Origin of the sequence: Micromonospora rifamycinica (assembly GCF_900090265.1) — a bacterium.
GTDB lineage: Bacteria > Actinomycetota > Actinomycetes > Mycobacteriales > Micromonosporaceae > Micromonospora > Micromonospora rifamycinica.
In genome coordinates this window covers 643,631-665,898 of the sequence record NZ_LT607752.1, presented here as the reverse complement: position 1 = coordinate 665,898, position 22,268 = coordinate 643,631, and the positions used below count along the sequence as shown (strand labels likewise).

Here is a 22,268-nt window from a genome sequence, read left to right as displayed (position 1 = left end):
GGGGTCAGATGGAGATATGGATGGCGTCGGGCACCGCGTGCGTCTTCGGCGTGCCGTGCCCGATGCCGGCGTAGACCTCCGGCCTGGTACGGCGCAGACGCCCCGCCCACAAGCCGCCCACGGTGGCGGTCGCGGAACGTGTCAAGGATTTGAGGCCAGCGGGAGTTATGCGGCCTGAGGTTCCGGTTCTGGTTTGTTGATCCACACGTGGTCGGGTAGATCGAGGATCTTCGGCAGGAGCTGGTTGGTGCCGAAGCGTTCCGGGTGTGCCCTGCGGGCTGCGGCGAGGGTGTCGGCGCGGCCGGCGCGCACGGCGTGGTGGCGGCCGTGGTGGACCTCTGCGGGGGTGTGCAGGCCGATCCCGGAGTGCCGGTGGCAGTTGTTGTACCAGGTCACGAAGTCGGTCATGAACGTCCGTGCGGCGGCCAGGGACGCGAACCTGTCCGGGAAGACCGGCGCGTACTTCAACGTCTTGAACCACGCCTCGCTGTATGGGTTGTCGTTGGACACCTTCGGCCGGGAGTGCGACCGGGTCACGGTCAGGTCTTCGAGCAGGTCAGACACCGACTTCGAGGTCATCGACGTGCCTCGGTCAGCGTGGATCACGTGCGGGACGCCTTCGACGTCGACGACCTCCCGCATCATCGAGGCCGCCAGAGGACCCGACTCGCGGGCATGAACCCGCACACCGACGATGTACCGGGAGTAGATGTCGATCATCACGTACGCGTCGAAGTAGGAGCCCTTCACCGGCCCGGCCAGTTTCGTGATGTCCCAGGTGAACACCTGCCGCGGCGCGTCGGCGACCAGTTCCGGACGCTGACGGGCCGGATGCCGGGCCAGCCGGCGACGCTCGCGGATCTGCCGGTGTTCCCGCAGGATCCGGTACATCGTGGCGATCGAGCCGACGTAGACGCCCTGGTCGAGCAGAGCGGCGTAGATCTGCGCCGGAGCGGCGTCGACGAACTGCGGGCCGTCCAGCAGCCGCAACAGGCGCTCCCGCTCCTGCGGAGAAAACGCGTTCGCCGGCGCCGGACGCGGCCGGCGTGACGGGCCCGACCGACGCCGGTCCCGATCGACGCTGGACCGGGCGATCCCGGTCATCGCCGCTGCGGCCCGGGTCGTGGTCCCCGCACCGGTCAGCTCCTCAAACGCCTCCATCAGCGCCTGCCGAGCCCGAACACGTCCGGATTCTCCGGCTCGCTCCTGGAGATGTCCTCCAAGAGCTCTCGCGCTTTTCCCATGATCGTCAACGCCGTCTCGGTCCGCGCCAGCTTCGCCTGCGCCTGGGCTAACTCCCGCCGCAACCGGGCAATCTCCGCCTGCTCCGCCGACGGCCGCCCGACCGTCTCACCAGCCGGTTTACCCTGCAACAACCCCGCGTCCCGAGCACGACGCCACTCCGACATCAACGACGAGTACAAACCCTCCCGCCGCAGGAACCCCCCGCCCTCACCGGCCGCGACGGCCCGCTCGTAGCCAGCCAGCAGCTCCAGCTTCTGCCCCGGGGTGAACGACCGACGTGCCCGTGGACCGTCCGAACGCGGCCCCTTCTTGCGACTCATGACCCCATCCTGGGCCGTGACCACGCCAACAGCAGTATTCAACGTTTCTCGATCCTGAACTCGCCCTGTTCGACGGACTTGCTATGAGCCGCTGGCCTCAACTCACCCTGACAGACAGGGTCGCGGCGAGGACCACCGGCAGTAGCAACGGATACGGCGACCCCGGCACGGCCCCGAGCAGGGAACCGACGTTGCCGACCATCGCCACCAGGACCACCGACCCGCCGAGCACCCCCAACGCGGGTGCGACCTTCCACTGCCAGATGCCGGCCCGTTGACCTCGCACGGCAGGTGGAGCGGCCAGCGCGGCGACCGAAGCGGCAAGCAGCAGGCAGAGCAGACCCAACGCGCCGAGGGTCGACAGCCAGGTGAACATCACCGCCACCGGGTCGACCCCGGCGACCGCGAACGCGGCAACGACAAGGGCCGCCACCGACGTCTGGGTGAAAGAGCCACCACGGGGGGCGCTGACCCGGGTCACGCTGCCCGTGCGGGCAAGACCGGCCGGGAGGACACCCTCACGGGCCATCGCGAACACATACCGGGCGATCACGTTGTGGAACGCCAGCATCGACGTGACGATCGCGAACACCAGCACCACACCGGCGACACCCACCCACGCCGCACCGGCGGGTTCAAGGATGCTGAAGGGCAGCCCGGCCGACGGATCGGCAGCGCGGGCCGCGACGGTCTGCGGGCCGACAGCGACACCCATCGCCCACGCCGCAGCCGCATACACGCCACCCAGGACAAGAACCGCCATGATCGTCGCGCGGCCGATCGACCGGCGATCCACCGCCTCCTCCACGAACGAGCCCGGCGCGTCGACACCCATGAAAGCGGCCACACACAACGCCACCGCCCCACCGATCCCCCCGACCGCCAGACCGGAAGCGTCAAACCCCTCCCACGACACGGCACCGTCGGCTGGGGAACCGAGACCCGCCACGACGAACAGCCCCACGACCAGCAGCGACACCGCGAGGACCCCACCGAGAACCCAGGTCGACAGGACGATCGCCCGCACCCCGAGCGCCCCGACAACAGCCCAGGCGATGCCCGCCCACACCCACCAGGTGCCACCGAGCTGCGCGGCCAGGGTCGCCCCGAACAGGCCGTACAGACTGGTCTGGATCGCCGTGTACGCGACCAGCGCGACCAAGCCGGCGGCCACACCCCAGCCGCGGCTGACCGCCTGGGCGAGGATGCCGTAGTAGGCCGCCGGATGGCCGACCTGGCGGGCCAGCGCGGTGTAGCCGACCATCAGCAACGCCACCACCCCGGCCACCAGGACGAAGGTGAGGGGCAGTGCGGTCACCCGGGTCGTGGCATACGTGGTGACCAGACCACCAGTGAGGACCACCATCGGCGCGGACGCCGCCGCCCCGAAGATCGACAAGCCGATCGGGGTCATCGTCCGCCGGGCGAGCGCCACCTGAGCGTGGGGCATCATCGCTGCCGCCACTGCAACGAGTTCGGGCACGACGACTTCCGACAACCCCGCACCGGATGCGCCACCACCTCGTCGGCGCTCGCGGTCACCAGCAACACCGCCGTCGGACGCACCGGCCCACCCCGCCAGTAACCCCGATCCCGATCCAACCGCCGCAACGCCACATCCGCACGCGACGTGAACCCAAACAGATCATGCACACCATCCGGCCACTCCCGCCGGATCGCATACCCCCACAGATCCGCCTCCGACCCCACACCCTCCCCACTGTCGAGGGTGACAGGCCGGGAACGGGCGGGAGTCAACCAGGGCGGCAACCACCGACCCAACTCACGCCGACGCGGCGGAAACATGACCACCGGACGATCGACAACAACCACCATGAGACAAGCCCTCCTTGAGAAACGGGTACACAAAGCCGACCGGCGGGCCACACGGCCAACACCAGCTACAAATCGGGAAAGCGCCCTACCGGGGCACGCTCAGCAAGGACCAGGCAGTGAAGAAACACGCCGGCCACGCAGCAAGGTCACCCCACGACGCAACCGGACCCGAGGAGGAAACCCACCACACGACCGGCCGGCGTCGGGGGCAGGACGCCACATCCGCCACAGGGCCGGACCACCCGGCTCCAGCCCGATCGGCAACCTCGGCGCATAGCCACACCCGGCCAACACCCCCTCCCGAGGACGACCACCCAGGCACTCCGCAAACGCCGGAAGCCCCTCAATGTCGAGAACCCGGTGACAGGCGGCCAACAACACCCGCACCGCATCCTCGCGACCAGGACGGATGGCGAGGTGCGCGAGATACGCATGCGGGACCGGCGGCACCACCGCATCGAGATACGCATGCCACAACGCAAACCGCGACGCATACGCGCCGAGCGTCCGGTGCAGGTCATACATCCACCCCGCCGACGGCACCGGCACCTCCACCCGCCGGAACCACACCGCCACCACCGACCGATCCCCCGTCGTGTCGACCTGGCCGTGCCGCAACCCCCACGACACCAACAACCGTGCATACGAGCCCAGCACCAGCGGACGCGCGGAGGCCTCCGGCACCAACCAGCCACCGACCGGCCCGACCGACAGGGACTCCGCCACCAGCGGCGCCAGCACATCGAGGTCCGCCTCCGACGCCCGGCACACCACGACCCGCGTCACGGCACGTCCCCCGCCCGACGATCCTCCCCGGCCTCGCCGCCGGCCACTTCAGCGACCACCGTGTCAGCGTGACGTTGCCGCGACGCCCACGACACGGCGTCGAAGCCGTGCCGGAACGTCACCGCCACGTGCAGATCGTCAGGGGCAATGCCACCGACCAGCAGCCAGGTCCGCGCTTCCTCGATCAACTGCGGCGGACCACACACCACCACCAACCGACCCGGCTCATAGTGGAGCAACACCGCACCCAACAAACCACCCGCCGCCAACGGATCAACACCCTCATCACCCGGCACCGACACCACCGTCAACCAGCCGCCATACGCCCGCCGCAACCCCTCCAACCCCGCCATCTCACACAGCGCCGGCAGGTCACGGGCACCGACCACCACCGTCACCCGCCGCCGCACCCGCGACACCGCGAGCTGCTCCACGACCGCCCGCAACGGCGCAAGCCCCGTACCCCCGGCAACCAACAGCAGATCCGCGTCACCGGCCACCGCCGCCGACAGGCCCACCTCACACGGCGGCCCCAACCACAGCGACTCCCCCACCGCCACCTGCCCGACCAGCACCGGTGAGACGGCACCACCGGTGATGGCACGAACATGGAACTCGACCGTCCCGTCCGCACGCGGCGCGTTCGCCGGGGACAACCACCGCCACCGGCCCGGCAACCGCGGCGAACACACCGGCAACGCCTCCCCCGCCACGAAGTCCAGCCGCCCCACCGGACGCACCGACACCACCGCAAGATCCACACCCGCCGACACCACCGACTCCACCACACCAAACGTCACCAGCGGACCATCGCCCAGCATCTCGGCCGACCGCTCAGCCAACCGCAACACCCGAAGACAACCCTGCTCCCACACCCGGGCCAACTCCGGCCCCCACGACTCCCCCGCGAACCGCCGCACCGTATCCACCACCGCCGCCGTGACCACAGCCCCATCACCCGGACACAGGTCAAACCGCTGGTACAACCGGCCCAACACCACCAGACCAGCCCGATACGCAGCAGGATCACCCCCACGCACAATCAACTCCACCACCGTCGAGAAGAACACCGGCACAAGCCGCTCCGGCAGAAACCGCACACCCCGAAGCAACAGGAACGACCAGAAGTACGCCGCTGCCCGCTCATGATCAGCATCAACGGATGCCAGAACGCCTGTCTGATCGCCTACGGGATCGACTGCTGCTGACATTTGGCCTCCTTCGGTCATGGTTCTTCGGGTCGTGAGAACTGGAGAAGGAACTCAGACCACCGAACGTGGGCTCTACGGAAAGATGCACTGCTCACCACCATCGGGCCACTACTGTCCGTACACCAGGTGTCACGTTGGTGACAGGCCCTCGTCCCCTCGCCGCGTCCCCAGACGGGGGTCATACTGGCGGCATGGCTGACATAGCTGCCGATGTTGATCGGCCCGCGTGGGCGATGAGGCTGAGAACAGAACGCACTGCCAGGGGCTGGTCGCAGGGGCAGGCAGTGCGAGCACTGCGAGCCCACGCAAGCACGTCACTGCCAACGGACAACACCCTGCTCCGCAACTGGAAGCGGTGGGAAGCAGGTAGTTCCGAGCCCGACAGCTTCTACAAGACGCTGATCGCGAAAACATTTGGCACTGTGACTGGGGCGTTCTTCCCACCTACGACCGGTGGCCGCAGGGCAGATACGGAACTTGTCACGGGCAACGGGATGGAGACGGTCGAAATTCTCGCCCGCCTCCGCGCTTCCGACGTTTCCGTCGCAACGCTAGATGCTCTCCGCATAACGGCAGATCGCCTTTGTTGCGAGTATCCACACCTACCCCCCGAGCAACTTCGGATCGAGGGGCTGGCTTGGCTTCGTCGTATCACTGCCCTCTTGGACCATCGGCTTACGCTTGCTCAGCATCAGGAGGTTCTCAGCCTGGCGGGATGGGTTGCCCTTCTCGTAGGGTGCGTAGAATACGATATGGGGGATCGCCGTATCGCGGAGGGAACTCGCAAGTCAGCTTTGACACTCGGCCAAGAAGCAGGCAACGCGGCGATCACCGGCTGGGCATACGAGATGCGCGCTTGGTTTGCGCTCACCCAGGGTGACTACCGTGGAGTTATCGCAGCAACAGAGGCAGGGGAAGCTATCGCTCCCAGCGGTGGAGCGGCTGTTCAGCTTGCGGCCCAACAAGCAAAGGCATGGGCTCGCCTCGGGGACAGACGACAGGTTGAGCGAGCCCTAGATCGAGGTCGAGGCGTGCTGGAGTCACTGCCGTACCCCGACGACACCGATCACCACTTTGTGGTTGACCCAGCAAAGTTCGACTTCTATGCTATGGATTGCTATCGAATAGTGGGCGAAGACCGTCTGGCGGAAGTATACGCACAGGAAGTCATTCGCTCGTCAACGAACCCTGACGGCACAGAGCAAAAGCCTATGCGCAATGCCGAAGCGCGGGTAACGCTCGGCGTGGTCGCAGCCCGGTCAGGAGACCTAGAACGTGCCGTCGCTTATGGGCGCGACGCCCTCAGCGGAGAACGGAAATCTCTTCCCTCTTTGCTGATGTGCTCCAAGGAACTGGCCACACTTCTACGCGAACGGTATCCACACGAAGCCGAGACTGTCGCCTACCTCGATGAGGTTCACGCGCTCGCTGCCACCCGCTGAGATCACTTCCATCTTGCTAACAGGATTTCGGTTCCACCCTCGCGCCCAATATGTCGTCAGGTCCACCCGGCTCGATCCAAGACATAATCTGGTCATGGTCCTCTACACCATCATTACCGCCACCTCGGCAGCCCGCTTGTTTACGGCCCTCGTCGACCTGTACGCCGTCGTGTACGCCGAGCTGCCCTATGAGGAGGGGCCTCAGGAGGTGGCGAGGTTCCGCGAGAGTCTCCCGGATGAGGCCGCCCGGCCTGGGTTCAGCATGATCGTTGCGGAGGATGACGGCTTGCTGGTCGGAGCCGCGTACGGATGGACCATGCCGGCCGGCACCTGGTGGTCCCGCTCTGACCAGGACCCACCATCGGAGATCCGCGACGTGGATAAGTTCGCGGTGCTGGAGTGGATGGTGCACCCGGACCGGCGAAAGTCCGGAATCGGCACCGAGCTGATGCACCAACTGCTCTCGCAGCGGACGGAGCGGTACGCGACCCTCGCCGCCAACCCCACCTCGAACGCCCGAAGGATCTACCAGCGGACAGGATGGTGGCAGGTCGCCACGTCCACGTTACCCTGGGGCCCCCTATGGACCTGCTGGCCAGGCCTCTACCGATGACCGAAGTGTGATGCGACATCGCACCGCCCGCTTTCACACTACCGTCTCAATCGATGCCGATCACGCAACCGGGCAGCAGTCTCAGCACCGAGGCGGGCATACGTCACATCGATCAGGTTCCCACCCTACGAACGCCCACACCTCCCCGTGCCACGGGGAACTCGTCAACGCCCGGATCCGCAAGGCCTTCCAGGCTCGTGGGCGCTTCCCGAACGAGCAAGCCGCGCGCTCGATCCGCTTTCCGGCCCCAGCCGGCGCGAGTTGGGTAGCATCCGCTCATGGGGGACTTCCGCCGCCGAACGAACGCCTTCTACCTACCTGAGGAGATGCGCGACAGCAAAATTGCGCCTCAACAGGTCATGCCTGCCCCCCGCCCAGGGTTCGGCACTGTCTATATTCACAAGAGTCGTGGCCTAGATCGGCGCATTGTGTGGGCCGCGAAATGGGTAGACGAAATGCCTGACGGCCAATCGGCGGGCGTCGAGGAATTCGAGGGCACCCGGGGCGAGGTTCTGGGGTGGGCGAGATCGCGTCCGGCAGCGGCCCTCGTTGTGCCGGTTGAAAGGGAACCTTACTGGATTCCGGCACCCGAGAACGACGACGAGATTGATCTCTAAATTGGGTCGGACTGCGTACAACTGGTTGGGGCAGATCGGGCGCGGGGGAGGCAATCTGCGGCAGTGTCCGTCGGGCCGGGTTCTGGGGTTGGTCGGTGTCGACTTTCCGGGTGTGGTCACCGGTTCATCGTTTGGCTGCCTTGACAGACGAGACCTCTCAAGGCAGCCGTCACCCTGGGTCCGTGCCGCCGCCGGTAGCCTCATCGAGCTGCCGACGCAGTTCTGCGGCTTCGTCGGTCCGGCCCAGTCCGTCGAGGACATCGGCGAGAGTACGGTAGGCGGCGAACAGCCGCTCGGCGAACACGGCCGGCAGCTGTTCGGCCAGAGGCCCGTAGATGGTGATCGCCTCGGTGGTCGCTTCCAGCGCCTCGACGAAGTTCGCCTTCACGTTCACGCACACCCACCCGTACGCCCACAACGACATCGCGAGGTCGGGTAGGTAGGCGGCGGGATTAGCCTCCGCCAACCGCCGACGGATCGAGACAGCCTCCTCGCTGGGAACCAGCGCCTCCACCCGCTTCCTCGCCCTGCCGATGTCCCGCGGGTGCCCGCTGGTCCTCCAGCCGTCGACGGCCTTCGCGGCCCGACCGGCCAGCTGGCTCGACCTGATCAGCCGGCACCGGGCGGTCTGCACGGGGGCGCCCAACTTCGCCTTCGGGCTGATGGCCCACCTGCTCGAAGCGGGCACCGGGGCGGACCTCGGTTCGCTGCGTCACGTCTTCTCCGGCGCCGAACCGATCGACCCGGTGACCACCCGACGTTTCCTCACTCGACGTACGCCGGGCGGTGACCGCCGCCGTCACCGCCCACGTGGGCGTCACCCCTGCGCAGGTGGTGACGCTGAGCCCCGGCGGACTGCCGAGGACATCGTCGGGAAAGCTGCGCCGGGCCGAGACCCGACGCCGCTACCTCGCCGGTGACCTCACCGGACCTGACCTCACCGGCACCGGCGACCACCCCGCCACCCCCGCACCCCCCGCATCCCTCGTGGACAGGAGCACCCGATGACGACCGGCGACAACGTCGTACCCGCCCGCGCGGAACTCGCGACACTGCTGGACGTACCGGCGGAGTCGCTCATCGACCGGGTCTCGCTCCGCGACGAACTGGCCCTCGACAGCCTGGCCCAGATGCGGGTGCTCACCTGGCTGCAGAGCCGGGGCGTCCGGATCGCCGTCGAGGCGGGACTACCCAAGACGGTGGGCGAGTTGCTGGCGCTCGTGGACAGGGCGCCCCGGTTCTCGGTGCAGATCGGTGGCGGCGGCGGGATGTCAGGACTTCCCACCCGATTTGCCCGCACGACCCCGCCCGACCCGTTGGTGCCGGTCCTGGAGACACCGGTGTTCCGCCTGATGCCGGTCACCCCGGACGACGTCGGTTTCCTCTACGCACTCGCCGTGCGGCCGGAGACGGGTTTCCGCTGGCGCTACCGCGGATCGGTGCCGCCGATAGAGCGTTTCAACGCCGAGCTGTGGAACCAGGTGCTGTTGCAGTTCGTGGTACGCCGGATCGAGAACGACGAACCGGTCGGGCAGGTCGTGGCCTACGGCGACGAACTGAGCCTGCGACACACCTACATCGGTGCCGTGTTCCACCCGGCCGTCACCGGTACCGGGCTGGCCGCTCAGGCGGTGGCGTTGTTCGCCCGCCACCTCTTCCACACGTTCCCCCTCAACAAGATCTACCTGGAGATACCGGGAGTCAACTGGCCACAGGTGCAGAGCGGGCAGAACCACCTGTTCCACGTGGAGGGGGTGCTGCGTGAGCACGACTACTACGCGGGCCGCCTCTGGGACAAGTACATCTGCGCGCTGTATCCGGAGGACGTCACCGGCGACGGACTCCTTTGCGGAACCGGCAGACAACACAGAGAAAGGCAGGTGGGACATGCGGACTGACAGTGTCCGGCAGCGGACCCTCGGAGCCATGGTCACCATGGGGATCCTCACCGCGCTGGCCCCCGCCGGCGCGGCGCAGGCCGCCCCGGCGGTCACCGACGAGTCGAGCGGCGGAAACCAGAACGTTCTGAAGGTCGGCGTCAACACCACCACCGGCGACCGGGTCGTCCAGGCGGCCTACGACGAACTCAACAGCAACCACACGCTCGAAACCCCGATGGGCTCCAACTGCAACTTCTACTCCAACCACTGGGGCAAGGGCTGCCAGGCCTGGTGCGCCGACTTCCTCAAGTACGTCTGGAAGAACGCCGGCGTCTACGCCTGGGAGAACCTGGACTCCGAGGCCGGCACCGCCGCGCGGTACGGGAAGTTCTTCGGCACCTGGCACCACCTCCGGCATCTACCCCGGTGCCGCGGTCACCTACAACTCCGCCGGCGACCCGACGGTCGACGCGGACCACGTCGGCGTCTACGTCGGCGTGGTCAACGGCACCCAGAAGGTGGTCTCCGGCAACTTCAGCAACCAGGTGTACAAGCACAACCTGCACTACGGTGGCGCCCCGTACGCGGGCTGGACCGGTGTGGGCTGATCTTGCACCGTCGGGCGGACGCACCCGACGCGGTGCGCCCGCCCGGCCCGACCACGAGGGATCCACATGAGAAGAACCTGCCTGCCCCTGCTGCTCGCCGTGGCACTCACCCCGCTGGGCGGATGCACCGACCCGGCCACCCCACAGGCTGCCGCCCCGGAGTCCGCCCCGACGGAAACGGCCGCCCCGCCGATAGCCGTCCTGCGGCTCGGCCAGCAGGCCGCGATCGACCTCCGGGGAAACGGTCAGGCCGGCGTGACCGTGACCGCGGCGGAGCTGTCCCCGCCGGCCGCCGGCCGGGAGAGCCTGGTCGTCACCGTCGACATCAGGCTGCTGAAGGCCGGGAAACCGGTCACCGGAGGGCCGGAGAACCTCGTCTTCCGGGACAACGCCCAGGCCCTGCACCCGGCACAGGTCAGCGCCCGGGTCGCCGCACCCCAACTGGCGTCCACAGCCTTCACCACGGCCGGGCAGGCGTCCCACGGCCGGGTCTACTTCGACGTGCCGACCGGGACAGCCGACGGAGGCCACGTCCAGCTCGTGACCGGCAAGCTCGTGCACGCCATGTGGCAGATCGGGAAGCAGCGGCCCGCAGGACAGGCCGGCCTGCGGCGGTAGCGACCGGAGTGACCCCGAATTGATCGAGGAATGACAATATTAAAGTCACGCTGTGATTGCATACGGTGACACTGCGCTGCGAGAATCGGACCTCTCGGCGGCAACCGCCGTCGGGTCGGCACCGCACCAGTCCGGGAGAGTCGACGTCATGGTTCGTGGGTCCGTCCGCGCTCTGCTGATCACCGCCGCCGTCTCCGCAGCGGGCCTGACCGTGGCCCCGCCCGCGCAGGCCGCCCCCGCGTCACCGGCCCGGCAGATCACCACCACCGCACAGATCACGGTGACCAGCTTCTACGCCGTCTCCGACCGGGAGATCCAGGTGAACGGGACGGCGACCTGCACCCAGCCCACCGGCACCGCCCACCTGCTCTCCACCGTGGTGCAGCTGATGCCGTTCCGGCTCGGCGCGGGCGGGGTGGACGTGCCCTGCGCGGCCGGGCCGGTCGCCTGGCAGGTCACCGTCTATATCTCCGAGGGCTGGGACTCCTTCCGGGAGGTCACGGTAAACGCCCTGATGACCGACGACTACGGCGGCTCCGCGTCGGTCTCCGTCAACGGTCGGGCATAGCCGGAAACCACCTCCGCGCGGCCCGGGCCGTTGACCGCTTCAGACGCCAGCCGACGGCACCGGCAGTCGGCGTGCCCGGCACAGGAAGCGGTGGGACGGCTCAGCACCGGTCGGTGTCGCGTCGGCGTCAAGCGGGCTGCAGATCGGCTCGGGTGCCCACCGAGTTTGAGCGGCGCCTCCCGTACTACGGGGATCATGCACCAGCCGTGAACATTCATCGCCGCGATTGACGCTGTCCCCGCCTCGCCGGGTAGCTGCGGATGTCGATGCAAGTCGCGGGGCAGGCTGGATGAGCGCAGTTGCTGTCTCGTATCCGGGGAGGACACGGTGCCCGCGGGCAGATACGCGGCGGACGAAACGCCCCCAGCCGGGGTTCAAGGGACCGTCGGTTCGCATCCGGCCGTCCCGACAGACCAAAGCCCTGAACAGGGTGAACCCTGGTCAGGGCTTCGCGTTTGTCTATGGGGTTCTGAACCGGCCCCGGAAACGTTGTCGGGCTTGGCGGCTGGGGCCACCGCTGCTCCCTGCGGTCGGCGCCGAGTCGTTGCGGCTCGCAGCGGTGCCGGACGCTCAACCATCTTCCGGTGGCACTCCGGTTACCGGCAGCACCCCGCCTCGGCGCGCTGTGTGTTCAGAGTTCGTCGTGGCTGACGAGAATTCGGAAGAGTTGGTAGATCAGACTTACCCGGCCCACAGCTGTGCCGATGATCAACTTTCCATTTTTTCCGCAGGCGACGCCTGGACCGGCGATCTGGTCATCGGCGTTGCCGGCGCCGTCCTCGTCCTTGACGTCGAATTTCAGGCAGGGTGCGGAGGTCTGCGGCCGCTCGCCGAATTCGATCTTCTCGACATAGACCTGGGTGTAGTATTCAAGTTCCCGCGCGTCGTCCGGGTCGACAGACCAGACCGTGTCGCCAGCCGTGGTGGTGGCGCCGGGCTCCTCCAGTGTGATGGCGCCGTACGGCTCGGGCCCTTCGCCGGCGTCACCGGGTTGGGTGAAGCTGATCTGGTTGGTGACGACGTAGAAGTCCCGGTGGTAGTCGACGCACTGGGAGTACACGGTCTGGTTGGTGCAGTCGAAGATCTGGTTCACCTCGTAGTCGATGGTGACAGTGCCCTCTGGTCCCCACAGCGTCCAGGTGCCGTCGACCCCGCACTCCTCCTCCGGATTCGGCAGCTCCCATTCGGGGGTCAGCCTGTCGTCCGCGCCGCTGCTGTCCTGGTCGTAGACCCACCCGGAGAAGCAGACCTGCCCGCTGATCCCGGTGAAGATGTGATCGTAGTTGATCGTCGCGGCACCGACGGTTTCCGTCGAGTCGGCGTCGACACTCCAGAAGCGGCTCCACTGGTGGGTACGTTTCGGGTCTGCGGGGGTGTAGCCGTAGCTGACGTCGAGATAGCCGTACGGCTCGGGATCCCCACCGGCGTCGCCAGGGTTGGCGAAGGTGACGCTCTTGACGGTCACGGCATAGGTGTTCGGGGTGAACGCACAGTCGGCCGGATCCCCTTCCACAGTTTCACTCCGGCTGGCCGTCAACCCCTCCGGCGGCATGTCGTCACAGCCGCGGGCGATGGTCAGGACGTCCTGCGCGTCGCGCTGCGAGTCGAAGCGCAACGTGCCAACAGTGAACGGGTCGACACCGCCATAGTCCTGGGGCACCATGTCGTTCTCGTCGGACAGCGCGACGGTCCCGTGGTAGGCGAGTCGGGACAACTCCGTCCAGTTGACCTGGATGGCGATCAGGTCGGCACCAAGTGGTGCCGGCGTGTTCCAGCTTGCGGCGACGGCCTGCGCTATCGGCGTGAAGCGCGCTGCTTCGGCGAGCATCTGGATCACCAGCAGCAGTGCTCTGGCCTCCTCGTCGTCCGGGGTGGTACTGCCTTCCGACAGGATGTCGATCGCGGCGCCAAGCGGCGCTCGCCCAAGCCGCAGGTTCTTGCGCTGCACACCCGCCACCCGCTGGAGATCTTTGTAGCTGCCGCCGTAGGACATCTCGTACGAGGCGAGCAGCCCTGGCGGTCGGTAGGCGTTGGAGCGGTTGTTACGGTCGTTGAAGTACGAGTAGACGCCATCGGATGGCCGGTAATAGCCGACCAGGTAAAGGTCGTCGCGGCTGAAGACGAGGTGAATGCTCTCGCCGCCGTGCGCCACCTCGATCGCGAAGATCTCCGCGCTGCCGTACTCTGTCATGCCAATGTCTGAGTCGGGAATCAGGCGGTCGGCGAAGTAGGCGCCGATGACGTTCAACCATATCCGGTAGTCGGCGTTGGTGGATTGGTCGACCCTGAATGTCGGCATCTCGGAGGCGAGGGCGGAACGGACAGGTGCAACCAGTGACACCGTTGCCAGCAGGGCTGTCATCAGGACCACCGAGGCAAGCGCCCGCAGCCAGGACAGCGGGGCACGACCGACTGAACGAATTCTCATGGACACCTCTCTACCTCAAACTGTCGGTGGCAGCTTATTGCGAGACAATCCCTGTCCCGTGCGGCCATCCGACAGCATGACTGTCGGAAAACCACATAGACGATGATGTCTGCATTGGCAAAAGTGTCTGCTCCTTGCCAGGTGCTGGTTGCCCCTCAGTGAGGGTTTCGCATGTCTGTCAGTCGGGTGTGTTGAGGGTGCGGCGGTAGTCGCGGGCCAGCCGACGGTGGGTGGTGAGCCAGGCCGGGGTCCTCTCCACCACCCAACGGCGGTGGTGCACCGATCCGTCCGGTAAGCGACCGCCGCCCCACTCAGATGCGTACCGTCAACACCACCCGCGGCCTGCACGGCGATGCCGTTCGCGACCGTCATCAGGCACCGGGCCAGCAGGGCGGGATCAGCGTCGGGCGGCAGGCCCCCTTCGCCGACAGCGCGCCGGAACCGGTCACGCAGGCGCGCGGCATCGACGGCGGGGGCTTTTCGCGGTTCAAGCGAAAGTCCGCCATGGTTCGACAGAAGGTATGGACAGCGGGATTGAAACAGCTTAATGTCTTCGCCATCACGAAAGTGTTTCAGCGAGGTGAACCGGCGGCGCGGTGACCCATCGCCCCCTCCCCCGCTACGGCATCCGGCGCGACGGCGCGCGCCCCGCCTGGCATTCCCACGTCAGGAAGGGACGGACAGCCAGTGTCCACACACGACGGCACGGTCGGCCGGCGAACGGCGTCGGTCAGCTCCGCACTACTACTGGTCGCCGCCGGGCTGGTCGCCCTCGGCAACCCGGCCCCCGCCCAGGCCCACACCATCAACCCCACCGACTTCCAGCAGGTCACCCTCGCCAAGGGGGAGCCCGAGGTCGGCGAGCCGATGACCATCGCGGTGCTGCCCGACCGGTCGGTGCTGCACACCGCCCGCAACGGCACGCTGCGGCGCACCGACGCGGCCGGCACCACCACCGTGGTGGGCACGATCCCCGTCTACACCCACGACGAGGAGGGCCTGCAGGGCGTCGGGGTGGATCCGAACTTCACCACCAACCGGCACGTCTACCTGTACTACGCCCCGCCGCTGTCCACCCCCGCCGGGGACGCCCCGGCCACCGGCACGGACTTCTCCGCCTGGCAGGGCGTGAACCGGCTGTCCCGGTTCACCCTCAACGCCAACTGGACGCTGAACACGTCGAGCCAGGTCACCATCCTGGACGTGCCGGCCGACCGGGGCATCTGCTGCCACGTCGGCGGGGACATCGACTTCGACGCCGCCGGGAACCTGTACCTGTCGACCGGGGACGACAGCAACCCGTTCGACTCCGCCGGGTACGCGCCGATCGACGAGCGGACCAACCGCAACCCCGCGTACGACGCCCAGCGCAGCGCGGCCAACAGCAACGACCTGCGCGGCAAGATCCTGCGGATCCGGGTGAACGCGGACGGGAGTTACTCGATCCCGGCCGGGAACATGTTCGTCCCGGGCACCGCGCGGACCCGTCCGGAGATCTACGCGATGGGGTTCCGCAACCCGTTCCGAATGAGCGTGGACAGGGCCACCGGGGTCGTCTACGTCGGCGACTACGGCCCGGACGCCGGCACCACCGGAGCGCGCGGCCCCAGCGGGCAGGTCGAGTTCAACCGGGTGACCGGGCCGGGCAACTACGGCTGGCCGTACTGCACCGGCACCAACACCGCCGCCGAGACGTACGCGGAGTGGGACTTCGCCGCCGGCACCGCCGGGGCCAAGTACAACTGCACCGGCGGGCCGACCAACAACTCGTTCCGCAACACCGGCCTGCCCACCCTGCCCGGGGCGCAACCGGCCTGGATCCGGTACGCCGGTGACGCCGGCAGCCCGACGGAGTTCGGTGCCGGCTCCGAGTCGCCGATGGCCGGCCCGGTCTACCGGTACAGCGCGTCGAACCCGTCCACCACGAAGTTCCCGCAGTCCTTCGACGGCCAGTTCTTCGCCACCGAGCTGGGCCGGGGCTGGATCAAGCCCATCCACGTCAACGCCGACGGCTCCCGGGGCGCCATCGACGCGTCGTTCCCCTGGAACGGCAAGCAGGTGATGGACTCCGCGTTCGGCCCGGACGGCGCGCTGTACGTCCTCGACTACGGCACCGGCTACTTCAACGGTGACGCCAACTCGGCGCTGTACCGGTACGACTACGTCGGCGGTGGCAACCGCGCGCCGACGGCCGTCGCCGCCGCCGACAAGACCTCCGGGGCGGCACCGCTGACGGTGACCTTCTCGTCGGCCGGGTCGTCGGACCCGGAGGGCGGCGCGCTCACCTACTCGTGGGCGTTCGGTGACGGCACCACCTCCACGGCGGCGAACCCCGGCAAGACGTTCACCGCCAACGGCACCTACGACGTCACCCTGACCGTCCGCGACCCGCAGGGCGCGACCGGTACCGCCAGCGTGCAGATCGGCGTCGGCAACACCGCCCCGACCGTCACCATCACCGGCCCGGCGAACGGCTCGCTCTTCTCCTACGGCGACACGGTGCCGTTCAGCATCACCGTCACCGACCCGGAGGACGGCACGATCGACTGCGCCCGGGTCAGGATGACCTACGTGCTCGGCCACGACCAGCACGGTCACCAGATCACCGCCAAGAACGGCTGCTCCGGCACGATCACCATCCCGGTCGACGGCGAGCACGACGACGCGGCGAACATCTTCGCGGTCTTCGACGCCGAGTACACCGACACCGGCGGGCTGACCACCCACAAGCAGCACACCCTCCAGCCGCGCAAGCGCCAGGCCGAGCACTTCAAGACCTCCTCCGGGATCACCGTCTACGACAAGACCCCCGCCGAGGGCGGCAAGACCGTCGGCAGCATCGACAACGGCGACTGGATCGCGTTCGAGCCGTACCGGCTGGACAAGGCCACCTCGTTCAGCGCCCGGGCCTCCTCCAACGGCGTCGGCGGCACCCTCCAGATACGGACGGGTTCGCCCACCGGCACCGTGCTGGGCCAGGCGACCGTCCCGGTCACCGGCGGCTGGGAGACCTTCACCACCGTCACCGGCACCCTCTCCGGCGCACCCGCCAGCACCGGCACGCTCTACCTCACCTTCGCCGGGGGCACCGGGGCGCTGTTCGACCTGGACACGTTCACGTTCGTCACCGGCGGCACCACCCCGGGCACCGGGCCGATCGTCGGGCTCGGCGGCAAGTGCCTGGACGTCCGCAACGCGGCCACCGCCGACGGCACCCAGATCCAGATCTACACCTGCAACGGCACCGCTGCCCAGACCTGGACGGTCACCCCGAACAGCACCGTCAGAGCACTGGGCAAGTGCCTGGACATCTCCGGTGGCGGCACCGCCGACGGCACGAAGATCCAACTCTGGACCTGCAACGGCACCGCGGCGCAGAACTGGTCCGCCCAGACCGACGGCACCCTGCGCAACCCGCAGTCCGGCAAGTGCCTCGACGTGTCCGACAACAGCGCCACCGACGGCCAGGCCGTCCACCTCTGGACCTGCCTGGCCGCCGCCAACCAGAGATGGACCCTGCCGTGACCCGGCAAGCGGGGCACCCGGCACCCTCCTCCACCCGTTCGGGAGAGTGACATGCGCAGACTCCTTCGATCCGTCCTCGGCGCGGTGACCGCCGCCGCGGTTCTCGCCGTCCCGACGCCGGCCGGTGCGGCCGACGCCCCGTACGACGTGCTGGTCTTCTCCAAGACCGCCGGGTTCCGGCACGACTCGATCGCCGTCGGTGTCCAGGCGATCCGGGAACTCGGTACGGCGAACAGTTTCACCGTGACCGCGACCGAGGACGCGTCCCGGTTCACCACCGCGAACCTGGCCCAGTACGAGGCGGTGGTCTTCCTCAACACCACCGGTGACGTCCTGGACGCCGCACAGCAGTCCGCCTTCGAGTCGTACGTCAACGGCGGCGGCGGGTACGTCGGTGTCCACGCCGCCGCCGACACCGAGTACGGCTGGTCGTACTACGGCAGCCTGGTGGGGGGCTACTTCGCCTCGCACCCGGCCATCCAGCAGGCGACCGTCCGCGTCGAGAACCGGGCGCACCCGGCCACCGGGCACCTGCCGCAGACTTGGACCCGCACCGACGAGTGGTACAACTACCAGACCAACCCGCGCGCGGGCGCCCGCGTCCTCGCCACCCTGGACGAGTCGTCGTACTCGGGCGGCTCGATGGGCGGTGACCATCCGATCTCCTGGTGCAAGACGGTCAGCTCCGGCCGCTCGTTCTACACCGGCCTGGGGCACACCCAGGCGTCGTACGCGGAGGCGGCGTTCCGCAGCCACCTGCTCGGCGGCATCCGGTACGCGGCCGGTCGGGCGAAGGCCGACTGCCGCCCGGAGGCCGGCTACGGCAGCCTCTACAACGGGTCGACGACCGGCTGGTCGCAGGCCGGTCCGGGCAGCTTCGGCAACGCCGACGCCACCCTCACCTCCGTCGGCGGCATGGGCCTGTACTGGTACAGCGCCAGGCAGTTCACCAACTACTCGCTGAAGCTGGACTGGCGGATGGCCGGCGACGACAACTCGGGCGTCTTCATCGGCTTCCCGCCGTCGACCGACCCCTGGTCGGCGGTGGACAACGGGTACGAGATCCAGATCGACGCCACCGACGCCGCCGACCGTACCACCGGAGCGGTCTACACCTTCCAGTCCGCCGACCTGGCCGCCCGGGACGCCGCCCTGAACCCGCCCGGAGAGTGGAACACCTACGAACTGCTGGTCGAGGGGGAACGCCTCCAGGTCCTCCTCAACGGGCGGAAGATCAACGACTTCACCAACACCGACCCGGCCCGCTCGCTCGCCGGCCACGTCGGGCTACAGAACCACGGTACGGGCGACGAGGTGTCGTTCCGCAACGTCCGGATCAAGGAGTTGGGCGGCACCACCACCGTGCCGGCCGAGGCGTTCGGTTCGGCCAACGGGGTCAGCGCGTTCACCAAGGCCGGGGCCAACGGCGGGCAGACCCTCGGCTACGTCGACCCGGGCGACTGGGCCGCCTACCCCGGGCTCGACCTGACCGGGGTCACCTCGCTACGGGCCCGGGTGGTCTCCGGTGGACCGGGCGGCACCATCGGCATCCGGACCGGCTCGGCCACCGGCCCGCTACTCGGCCAGGTGGCGGTGCCCAACACCGGAAGCTGGACCACGTACGCCGACGTCGGCACCACCCTGACCGGGGTGCCCACCGGTACGCAGACCGTGTACCTGACCTTCACCGGCTCCGGGACCGGCCTGTTCGACGTGGACGACTTCACCCTGGTCCGGGGCGGCGGCACCCCCGGCACCCCGGGTACCGGGCCGGTCGTCGGGCTCGGCGGCAAGTGCCTGGACGTCCGCAACGCGGCCACCGCCGACGGCACCCCGATCCAGATCTGGACCTGCAACGGCAGCGCCGCCCAGACCTGGTCGGTCACCCCGAACAGCACCGTCAAGGCACTCGGCAAGTGCCTGGACATCTCGGGTGGGGGCACCGCCGACGGCACGAAGATCCAACTCTGGACCTGCAACGGCAGCGGCGCGCAGAACTGGTCGGCGCAGGCCGACGGCACCCTGCGCAATCCGCAGTCGGGCAAGTGCCTGGACGTGTCGAACAACAGCGCCACCGACGGCCAGGCCGTCCACCTGTGGACCTGCCTGTCCGCCGCCAACCAGACATGGACCCTGCCGTGACCCGGTAGGCGGGCAGCTGGTGCCCCCGCTGTCGGACCGGCAGCGGGGGCGCACGTCCGGTGGGGATCGGGCGGCCACGCTGAGAGGGGGCCTGTCGGACGGCCGGCCGGAGGTCGGACGGGCCGTTTCCCGGGCGGCGGTGGACGACGGCCCCACCCGGCCGGGGGAAATTGGCTTGCCTCGTCGGCGGAGGGCACCGCGGCTGTCGGCGGGCACCTCACGACGTGGCCACCCGCGACAGCCGGGGTACCGGACCGGTCCGGTGCATCGATGTCCGACCGGGACAGGGTGGTCGGGGATGTCGGGTAGTTGACGCGGCGTAGTCGGGTGTCCGCTAGAGGCGGGTGCGGTGTGAGCGGAGGGTGACATCAGCCGACCCGCCACTGCGAGACGAGGTAGTCATGCCCGTCACTCCGAGCTATCCCGGCGTGTACATCGAGGAAGTCGCGAGTTCCGTCCGCCCCACCATCGGGGTGGCGACCGGGGTGACCGCCTTCGTGGGGTACGTCCGGACCGGACCCGAGCACCGTGCCGTCCGGGTGAACACCTTCGGCGAGTTCGAACGCCGGTTCGGCGGGGTCGACCGGGACTCCGAACTCAGCCTGGCCGTACAGCAGTTCTTCCGCAACGGCGGGTCCGCCGCCCTGGTCGTGCGGGTGCCCCGGGCCGACGCCCGGGCCGCCTCGGTGACCCTGCTCGACAAGATCGGCGCCGGGGCGAAGTCCGCGCTGCTGCTGGACGCGGCGAGCACCGGCGCGTGGGGCAGCGGGCTGCTCGTCGACGTCGACCACGACGGTGCCGCCGACGCCAAGTCGTTCAACCTGAGCGTCTCCGACACCGCCACCGGCGAGACCGAACGGTTCACCGGCCTGTCCGCCGACCCGGCCAGCGCCGCGTACGCGGTGGCCCTGCTCAACGACCCGGACCGGGGTTCGGCGCTGGTCCGGGCGCGGGCCGGGGCCGCCGGGGCCGGCCGACCGGTGCCCAGCGGTACGGTCGGCGCGGCGCTCGGTACGCCCACGGTGGACGCCGCGAAGAACTACCGGCTCACCGTGCAACCGGACCGGCCCACCAAACCGGACCCGAACGACCCCACCAAGACCGTGCCGGCGGTCGCCGCGGTGACCGTCACCGTGCTGGAGAAGGGCGAACGGCTGCCGTCCTCCCCCGCCGGGGTGGCCGCGCTGCTGCAACGGAAGGTCAACACCGCGCTCGGCGCCGCCGACGGCGCGGCCGGCCTGCGGGTACGGGTGGTCCCCACCGCCGCCGGTGGGCTGCGCCTGCTCGGCGACGTGGACGCGGTGGTCGCCCCGGCGGCCGTGGACGCCGCCTTCACCGTGGCGGGGGTCGCCCCCGCCGGTGACGTGGCCGACGGCGCGGCCCTGCTGGGTCTGTCCGGTGCCACCACCAACGTGGGCCGGTTCAGTCCGGTGGGCGCCAAGCGGCTCGGTCAGGGCGACCTGGTCACCGGATCCGACGGCACCACCCTGCCCGGCACCGCCGCGCTGATCGGCAGCGAGGCGGCCTACTCCGGCATCTACGCGCTGCTCAAGACCGACCTGTTCAACCTGCTCTGCATCCCCGACGCCACCCGCGCCCGGCCCGGTGACCCCGGGGTCGTCGACACCGGGCTGGACCCGGAGGCGGTCTGGTCGGCCGCCTACGACGTCTGCGAGCGTCGCCGGGCGGTCCTGCTGGTCGACCCGCCGCCCGGGGTGGACGACCCGGACCGCGCGCTGGACTGGATCAACCAGCTCGGGGTCAAGGGGCCCAACGCGGTGGCGCACTTCCCCCGGCTGCGCGTCCCCGACCCCACCGACGGGTTCCGGCCCCGTACCGTCGCCCCCGGCGGCACCCTCGCCGGCCTGTACGCCCGCCAGGACACCGAACGGGGCGTGTGGAAGGCGCCGGCCGGCACCGAGGCGCAGCTGCGCGGGGTGACCAGCCTGGTGTATCCGCTGACCGACGCCGAGAACGGGGTGCTCAACCCGTTGGGGCTCAACTGTCTGCGCACCTTCCCGGTGATCGGCACGGTCAACTGGGGCGCCCGCACCACGGCCGGCGCGGACGTGCTGGCCAGCCAGTGGAAGTACACCCCGGTGCGGCGGCTCGCGCTGTACATCGAGGAGAGCGTCTTCCGGGGCACCCAGTGGGCCGTCTTCGAGCCGAACGACGAGCCGCTGTGGTCGCAGCTAAGGCTGAACCTGACGTCGTTCATGCAGGACCTGTTCCGCAAGGGCGCGTTCGCCGGGCGCACGCCGCGCGAGGCGTACCTGGTGCGGTGCGACGCGGATACCACCACCAGCGACGACCGGGACCGCGGTGTGGTCAACGTGGTCGTCGGGTTCGCCCCGCTCAAACCCGCCGAGTTCGTGATCGTGCGGATCCAGCAGCTCGCCGGCCAGAGTCCGTCCTGAGAGGTGTGAGTC

At 68.8% G+C, this 22,268-nt stretch carries 17 protein-coding genes and 1 pseudogene; 12 read left to right on the top strand and 6 right to left on the bottom strand.

Annotated elements, in window-relative coordinates:
• Positions 1-165: 165 nt before the first annotated feature.
• The 4 genes from GA0070623_RS02805 to GA0070623_RS31325 form a co-directional block, all read right to left on the bottom strand.
• A protein-coding gene (locus tag GA0070623_RS02805; RefSeq protein WP_407937961.1) for an IS3 family transposase occupies positions 166-1,565 on the bottom strand; the annotation gives its coding sequence in 2 pieces (ribosomal slippage) (positions 166-1,212 and positions 1,215-1,565; 1,398 coding nt in all).
• Positions 1,566-1,662: 97 nt separating this feature from the next.
• Positions 1,663-3,018 (bottom strand): APC family permease, encoded by a 1,356-nt coding sequence (locus GA0070623_RS02800; protein ID WP_231932637.1) that lies wholly within the window; start codon positions 3,016-3,018, stop codon positions 1,663-1,665.
• A gap of 482 nt (positions 3,019-3,500) precedes the next feature.
• On the bottom strand, positions 3,501-4,187 hold the full coding sequence (locus GA0070623_RS02795; protein WP_231932636.1) for an N-acetyltransferase: 687 nt from the start codon (positions 4,185-4,187) through the stop codon (positions 3,501-3,503).
• Positions 4,184-5,398, bottom strand: a complete 1,215-nt coding sequence (locus tag GA0070623_RS31325; protein WP_089003881.1) for an FAD-binding oxidoreductase — start codon at positions 5,396-5,398, stop codon at positions 4,184-4,186. The genes GA0070623_RS02795 and GA0070623_RS31325 overlap by 4 nt, the downstream gene beginning before the upstream one ends.
• A 1,031-nt stretch (positions 5,399-6,429) precedes the next feature.
• Between GA0070623_RS31325 and GA0070623_RS30720 the strand changes: the two genes are divergently transcribed.
• The 3 genes from GA0070623_RS30720 (at position 6,430) to GA0070623_RS29735 (ending at position 8,070) form a co-directional block, all read left to right on the top strand.
• Positions 6,430-6,840 carry a tetratricopeptide repeat protein gene (locus GA0070623_RS30720; protein ID WP_231932635.1) on the top strand — a complete coding sequence of 137 codons (411 nt, stop codon included), beginning with the start codon at positions 6,430-6,432 and terminating at the stop codon, positions 6,838-6,840.
• 94 nt (positions 6,841-6,934) lie between these two features.
• Positions 6,935-7,453, top strand: coding sequence for a GNAT family N-acetyltransferase (locus GA0070623_RS02780; protein WP_067315692.1), 519 nt, complete (start codon positions 6,935-6,937; stop codon positions 7,451-7,453).
• Positions 7,454-7,731: 278 nt separating this feature from the next.
• A complete protein-coding gene (locus GA0070623_RS29735; protein ID WP_157517688.1) occupies positions 7,732-8,070 on the top strand; it encodes a hypothetical protein in 339 nt (112 codons plus the stop codon).
• 169 nt (positions 8,071-8,239) lie between these two features.
• Here the strand turns inward: GA0070623_RS29735 and GA0070623_RS02775 are convergent, their stop codons facing one another.
• The gene (locus GA0070623_RS02775) at positions 8,240-8,584 is read right to left on the bottom strand and encodes a hypothetical protein (protein WP_231932634.1); all 345 of its coding nucleotides are present in this window, start codon (positions 8,582-8,584) and stop codon (positions 8,240-8,242) included.
• A 19-nt stretch (positions 8,585-8,603) separates the two neighbouring features.
• Here GA0070623_RS02775 and GA0070623_RS31615 point away from each other — a divergent pair.
• The 5 genes and pseudogenes from GA0070623_RS31615 to GA0070623_RS02755 all read left to right on the top strand — a co-directional run.
• Positions 8,604-8,783, top strand: a pseudogene (locus GA0070623_RS31615) (hypothetical protein); the annotation flags it as partial.
• 73 nt (positions 8,784-8,856) lie between these two features.
• Complete coding sequence (locus GA0070623_RS30715) at positions 8,857-9,078, top strand: hypothetical protein (protein WP_067315036.1); 222 nt, start codon at positions 8,857-8,859, stop codon at positions 9,076-9,078.
• Entirely contained in the window at positions 9,075-9,968 is an 894-nt protein-coding gene (locus GA0070623_RS02765; protein ID WP_067315038.1) for a GNAT family N-acetyltransferase, read from the top strand. The genes GA0070623_RS30715 and GA0070623_RS02765 overlap by 4 nt, the downstream gene beginning before the upstream one ends.
• Before the next feature lie 656 nt (positions 9,969-10,624).
• Positions 10,625-11,176 carry a hypothetical protein gene (locus GA0070623_RS02760; protein ID WP_067315040.1) on the top strand — a complete coding sequence of 184 codons (552 nt, stop codon included), beginning with the start codon at positions 10,625-10,627 and terminating at the stop codon, positions 11,174-11,176.
• A 148-nt stretch (positions 11,177-11,324) separates the two neighbouring features.
• Complete coding sequence (locus tag GA0070623_RS02755) at positions 11,325-11,744, top strand: hypothetical protein (RefSeq protein WP_067315042.1); 420 nt, start codon at positions 11,325-11,327, stop codon at positions 11,742-11,744.
• Between the two features lie 631 nt (positions 11,745-12,375).
• Here GA0070623_RS02755 and GA0070623_RS02750 read toward each other — a convergent pair.
• Positions 12,376-14,172: a ribosome-inactivating family protein gene (locus tag GA0070623_RS02750; protein ID WP_231932791.1), complete on the bottom strand. Its 1,797-nt coding sequence runs from the start codon at positions 14,170-14,172 to the stop codon at positions 12,376-12,378.
• 315 nt (positions 14,173-14,487) lie between these two features.
• Between GA0070623_RS02750 and GA0070623_RS29720 the strand changes: the two genes are divergently transcribed.
• From GA0070623_RS29720 to GA0070623_RS02730, 4 genes are all read left to right on the top strand, one after another.
• Positions 14,488-14,772, top strand: coding sequence for a hypothetical protein (locus tag GA0070623_RS29720; RefSeq protein WP_067315047.1), 285 nt, complete (start codon positions 14,488-14,490; stop codon positions 14,770-14,772).
• Positions 14,773-14,859: 87 nt separating this feature from the next.
• Complete coding sequence (locus tag GA0070623_RS02740) at positions 14,860-17,697, top strand: PQQ-dependent sugar dehydrogenase (RefSeq protein WP_089003880.1); 2,838 nt, start codon at positions 14,860-14,862, stop codon at positions 17,695-17,697.
• A 51-nt stretch (positions 17,698-17,748) separates the two neighbouring features.
• Positions 17,749-19,839 (top strand): ThuA domain-containing protein, encoded by a 2,091-nt coding sequence (locus GA0070623_RS02735; protein WP_089003879.1) that lies wholly within the window; start codon positions 17,749-17,751, stop codon positions 19,837-19,839.
• 401 nt (positions 19,840-20,240) lie between these two features.
• Entirely contained in the window at positions 20,241-22,256 is a 2,016-nt protein-coding gene (locus GA0070623_RS02730) for a phage tail sheath family protein (protein ID WP_067315560.1), read from the top strand.
• Positions 22,257-22,268 lie beyond the last annotated feature (12 nt).

What these genes read in the sequence shown, in the direction of transcription:
- GA0070623_RS02735 (WP_089003879.1), top strand. Translation starts at nt 17,749, where the DNA reads ATGCGCAGACTCCTTCGATCCGTCCTCGGCGCGGTGACCGCCGCCGCG.
- GA0070623_RS02780 (WP_067315692.1), top strand. Translation starts at nt 6,935, where the DNA reads ATGGTCCTCTACACCATCATTACCGCCACCTCGGCAGCCCGCTTGTTT.
- GA0070623_RS02730 (WP_067315560.1), top strand. Translation starts at nt 20,241, where the DNA reads ATGCCCGTCACTCCGAGCTATCCCGGCGTGTACATCGAGGAAGTCGCG.
- GA0070623_RS02750 (WP_231932791.1), bottom strand. Translation starts at nt 14,172, where the DNA reads ATGAGAATTCGTTCAGTCGGTCGTGCCCCGCTGTCCTGGCTGCGGGCG.
- GA0070623_RS02755 (WP_067315042.1), top strand. Translation starts at nt 11,325, where the DNA reads ATGGTTCGTGGGTCCGTCCGCGCTCTGCTGATCACCGCCGCCGTCTCC.
- GA0070623_RS02760 (WP_067315040.1), top strand. Translation starts at nt 10,625, where the DNA reads ATGAGAAGAACCTGCCTGCCCCTGCTGCTCGCCGTGGCACTCACCCCG.
- GA0070623_RS02765 (WP_067315038.1), top strand. Translation starts at nt 9,075, where the DNA reads ATGACGACCGGCGACAACGTCGTACCCGCCCGCGCGGAACTCGCGACA.
- GA0070623_RS29735 (WP_157517688.1), top strand. Translation starts at nt 7,732, where the DNA reads ATGGGGGACTTCCGCCGCCGAACGAACGCCTTCTACCTACCTGAGGAG.
- GA0070623_RS29720 (WP_067315047.1), top strand. Translation starts at nt 14,488, where the DNA reads ATGCGTACCGTCAACACCACCCGCGGCCTGCACGGCGATGCCGTTCGC.
- GA0070623_RS02800 (WP_231932637.1), bottom strand. Translation starts at nt 3,018, where the DNA reads ATGATGCCCCACGCTCAGGTGGCGCTCGCCCGGCGGACGATGACCCCG.
- GA0070623_RS31325 (WP_089003881.1), bottom strand. Translation starts at nt 5,398, where the DNA reads ATGTCAGCAGCAGTCGATCCCGTAGGCGATCAGACAGGCGTTCTGGCA.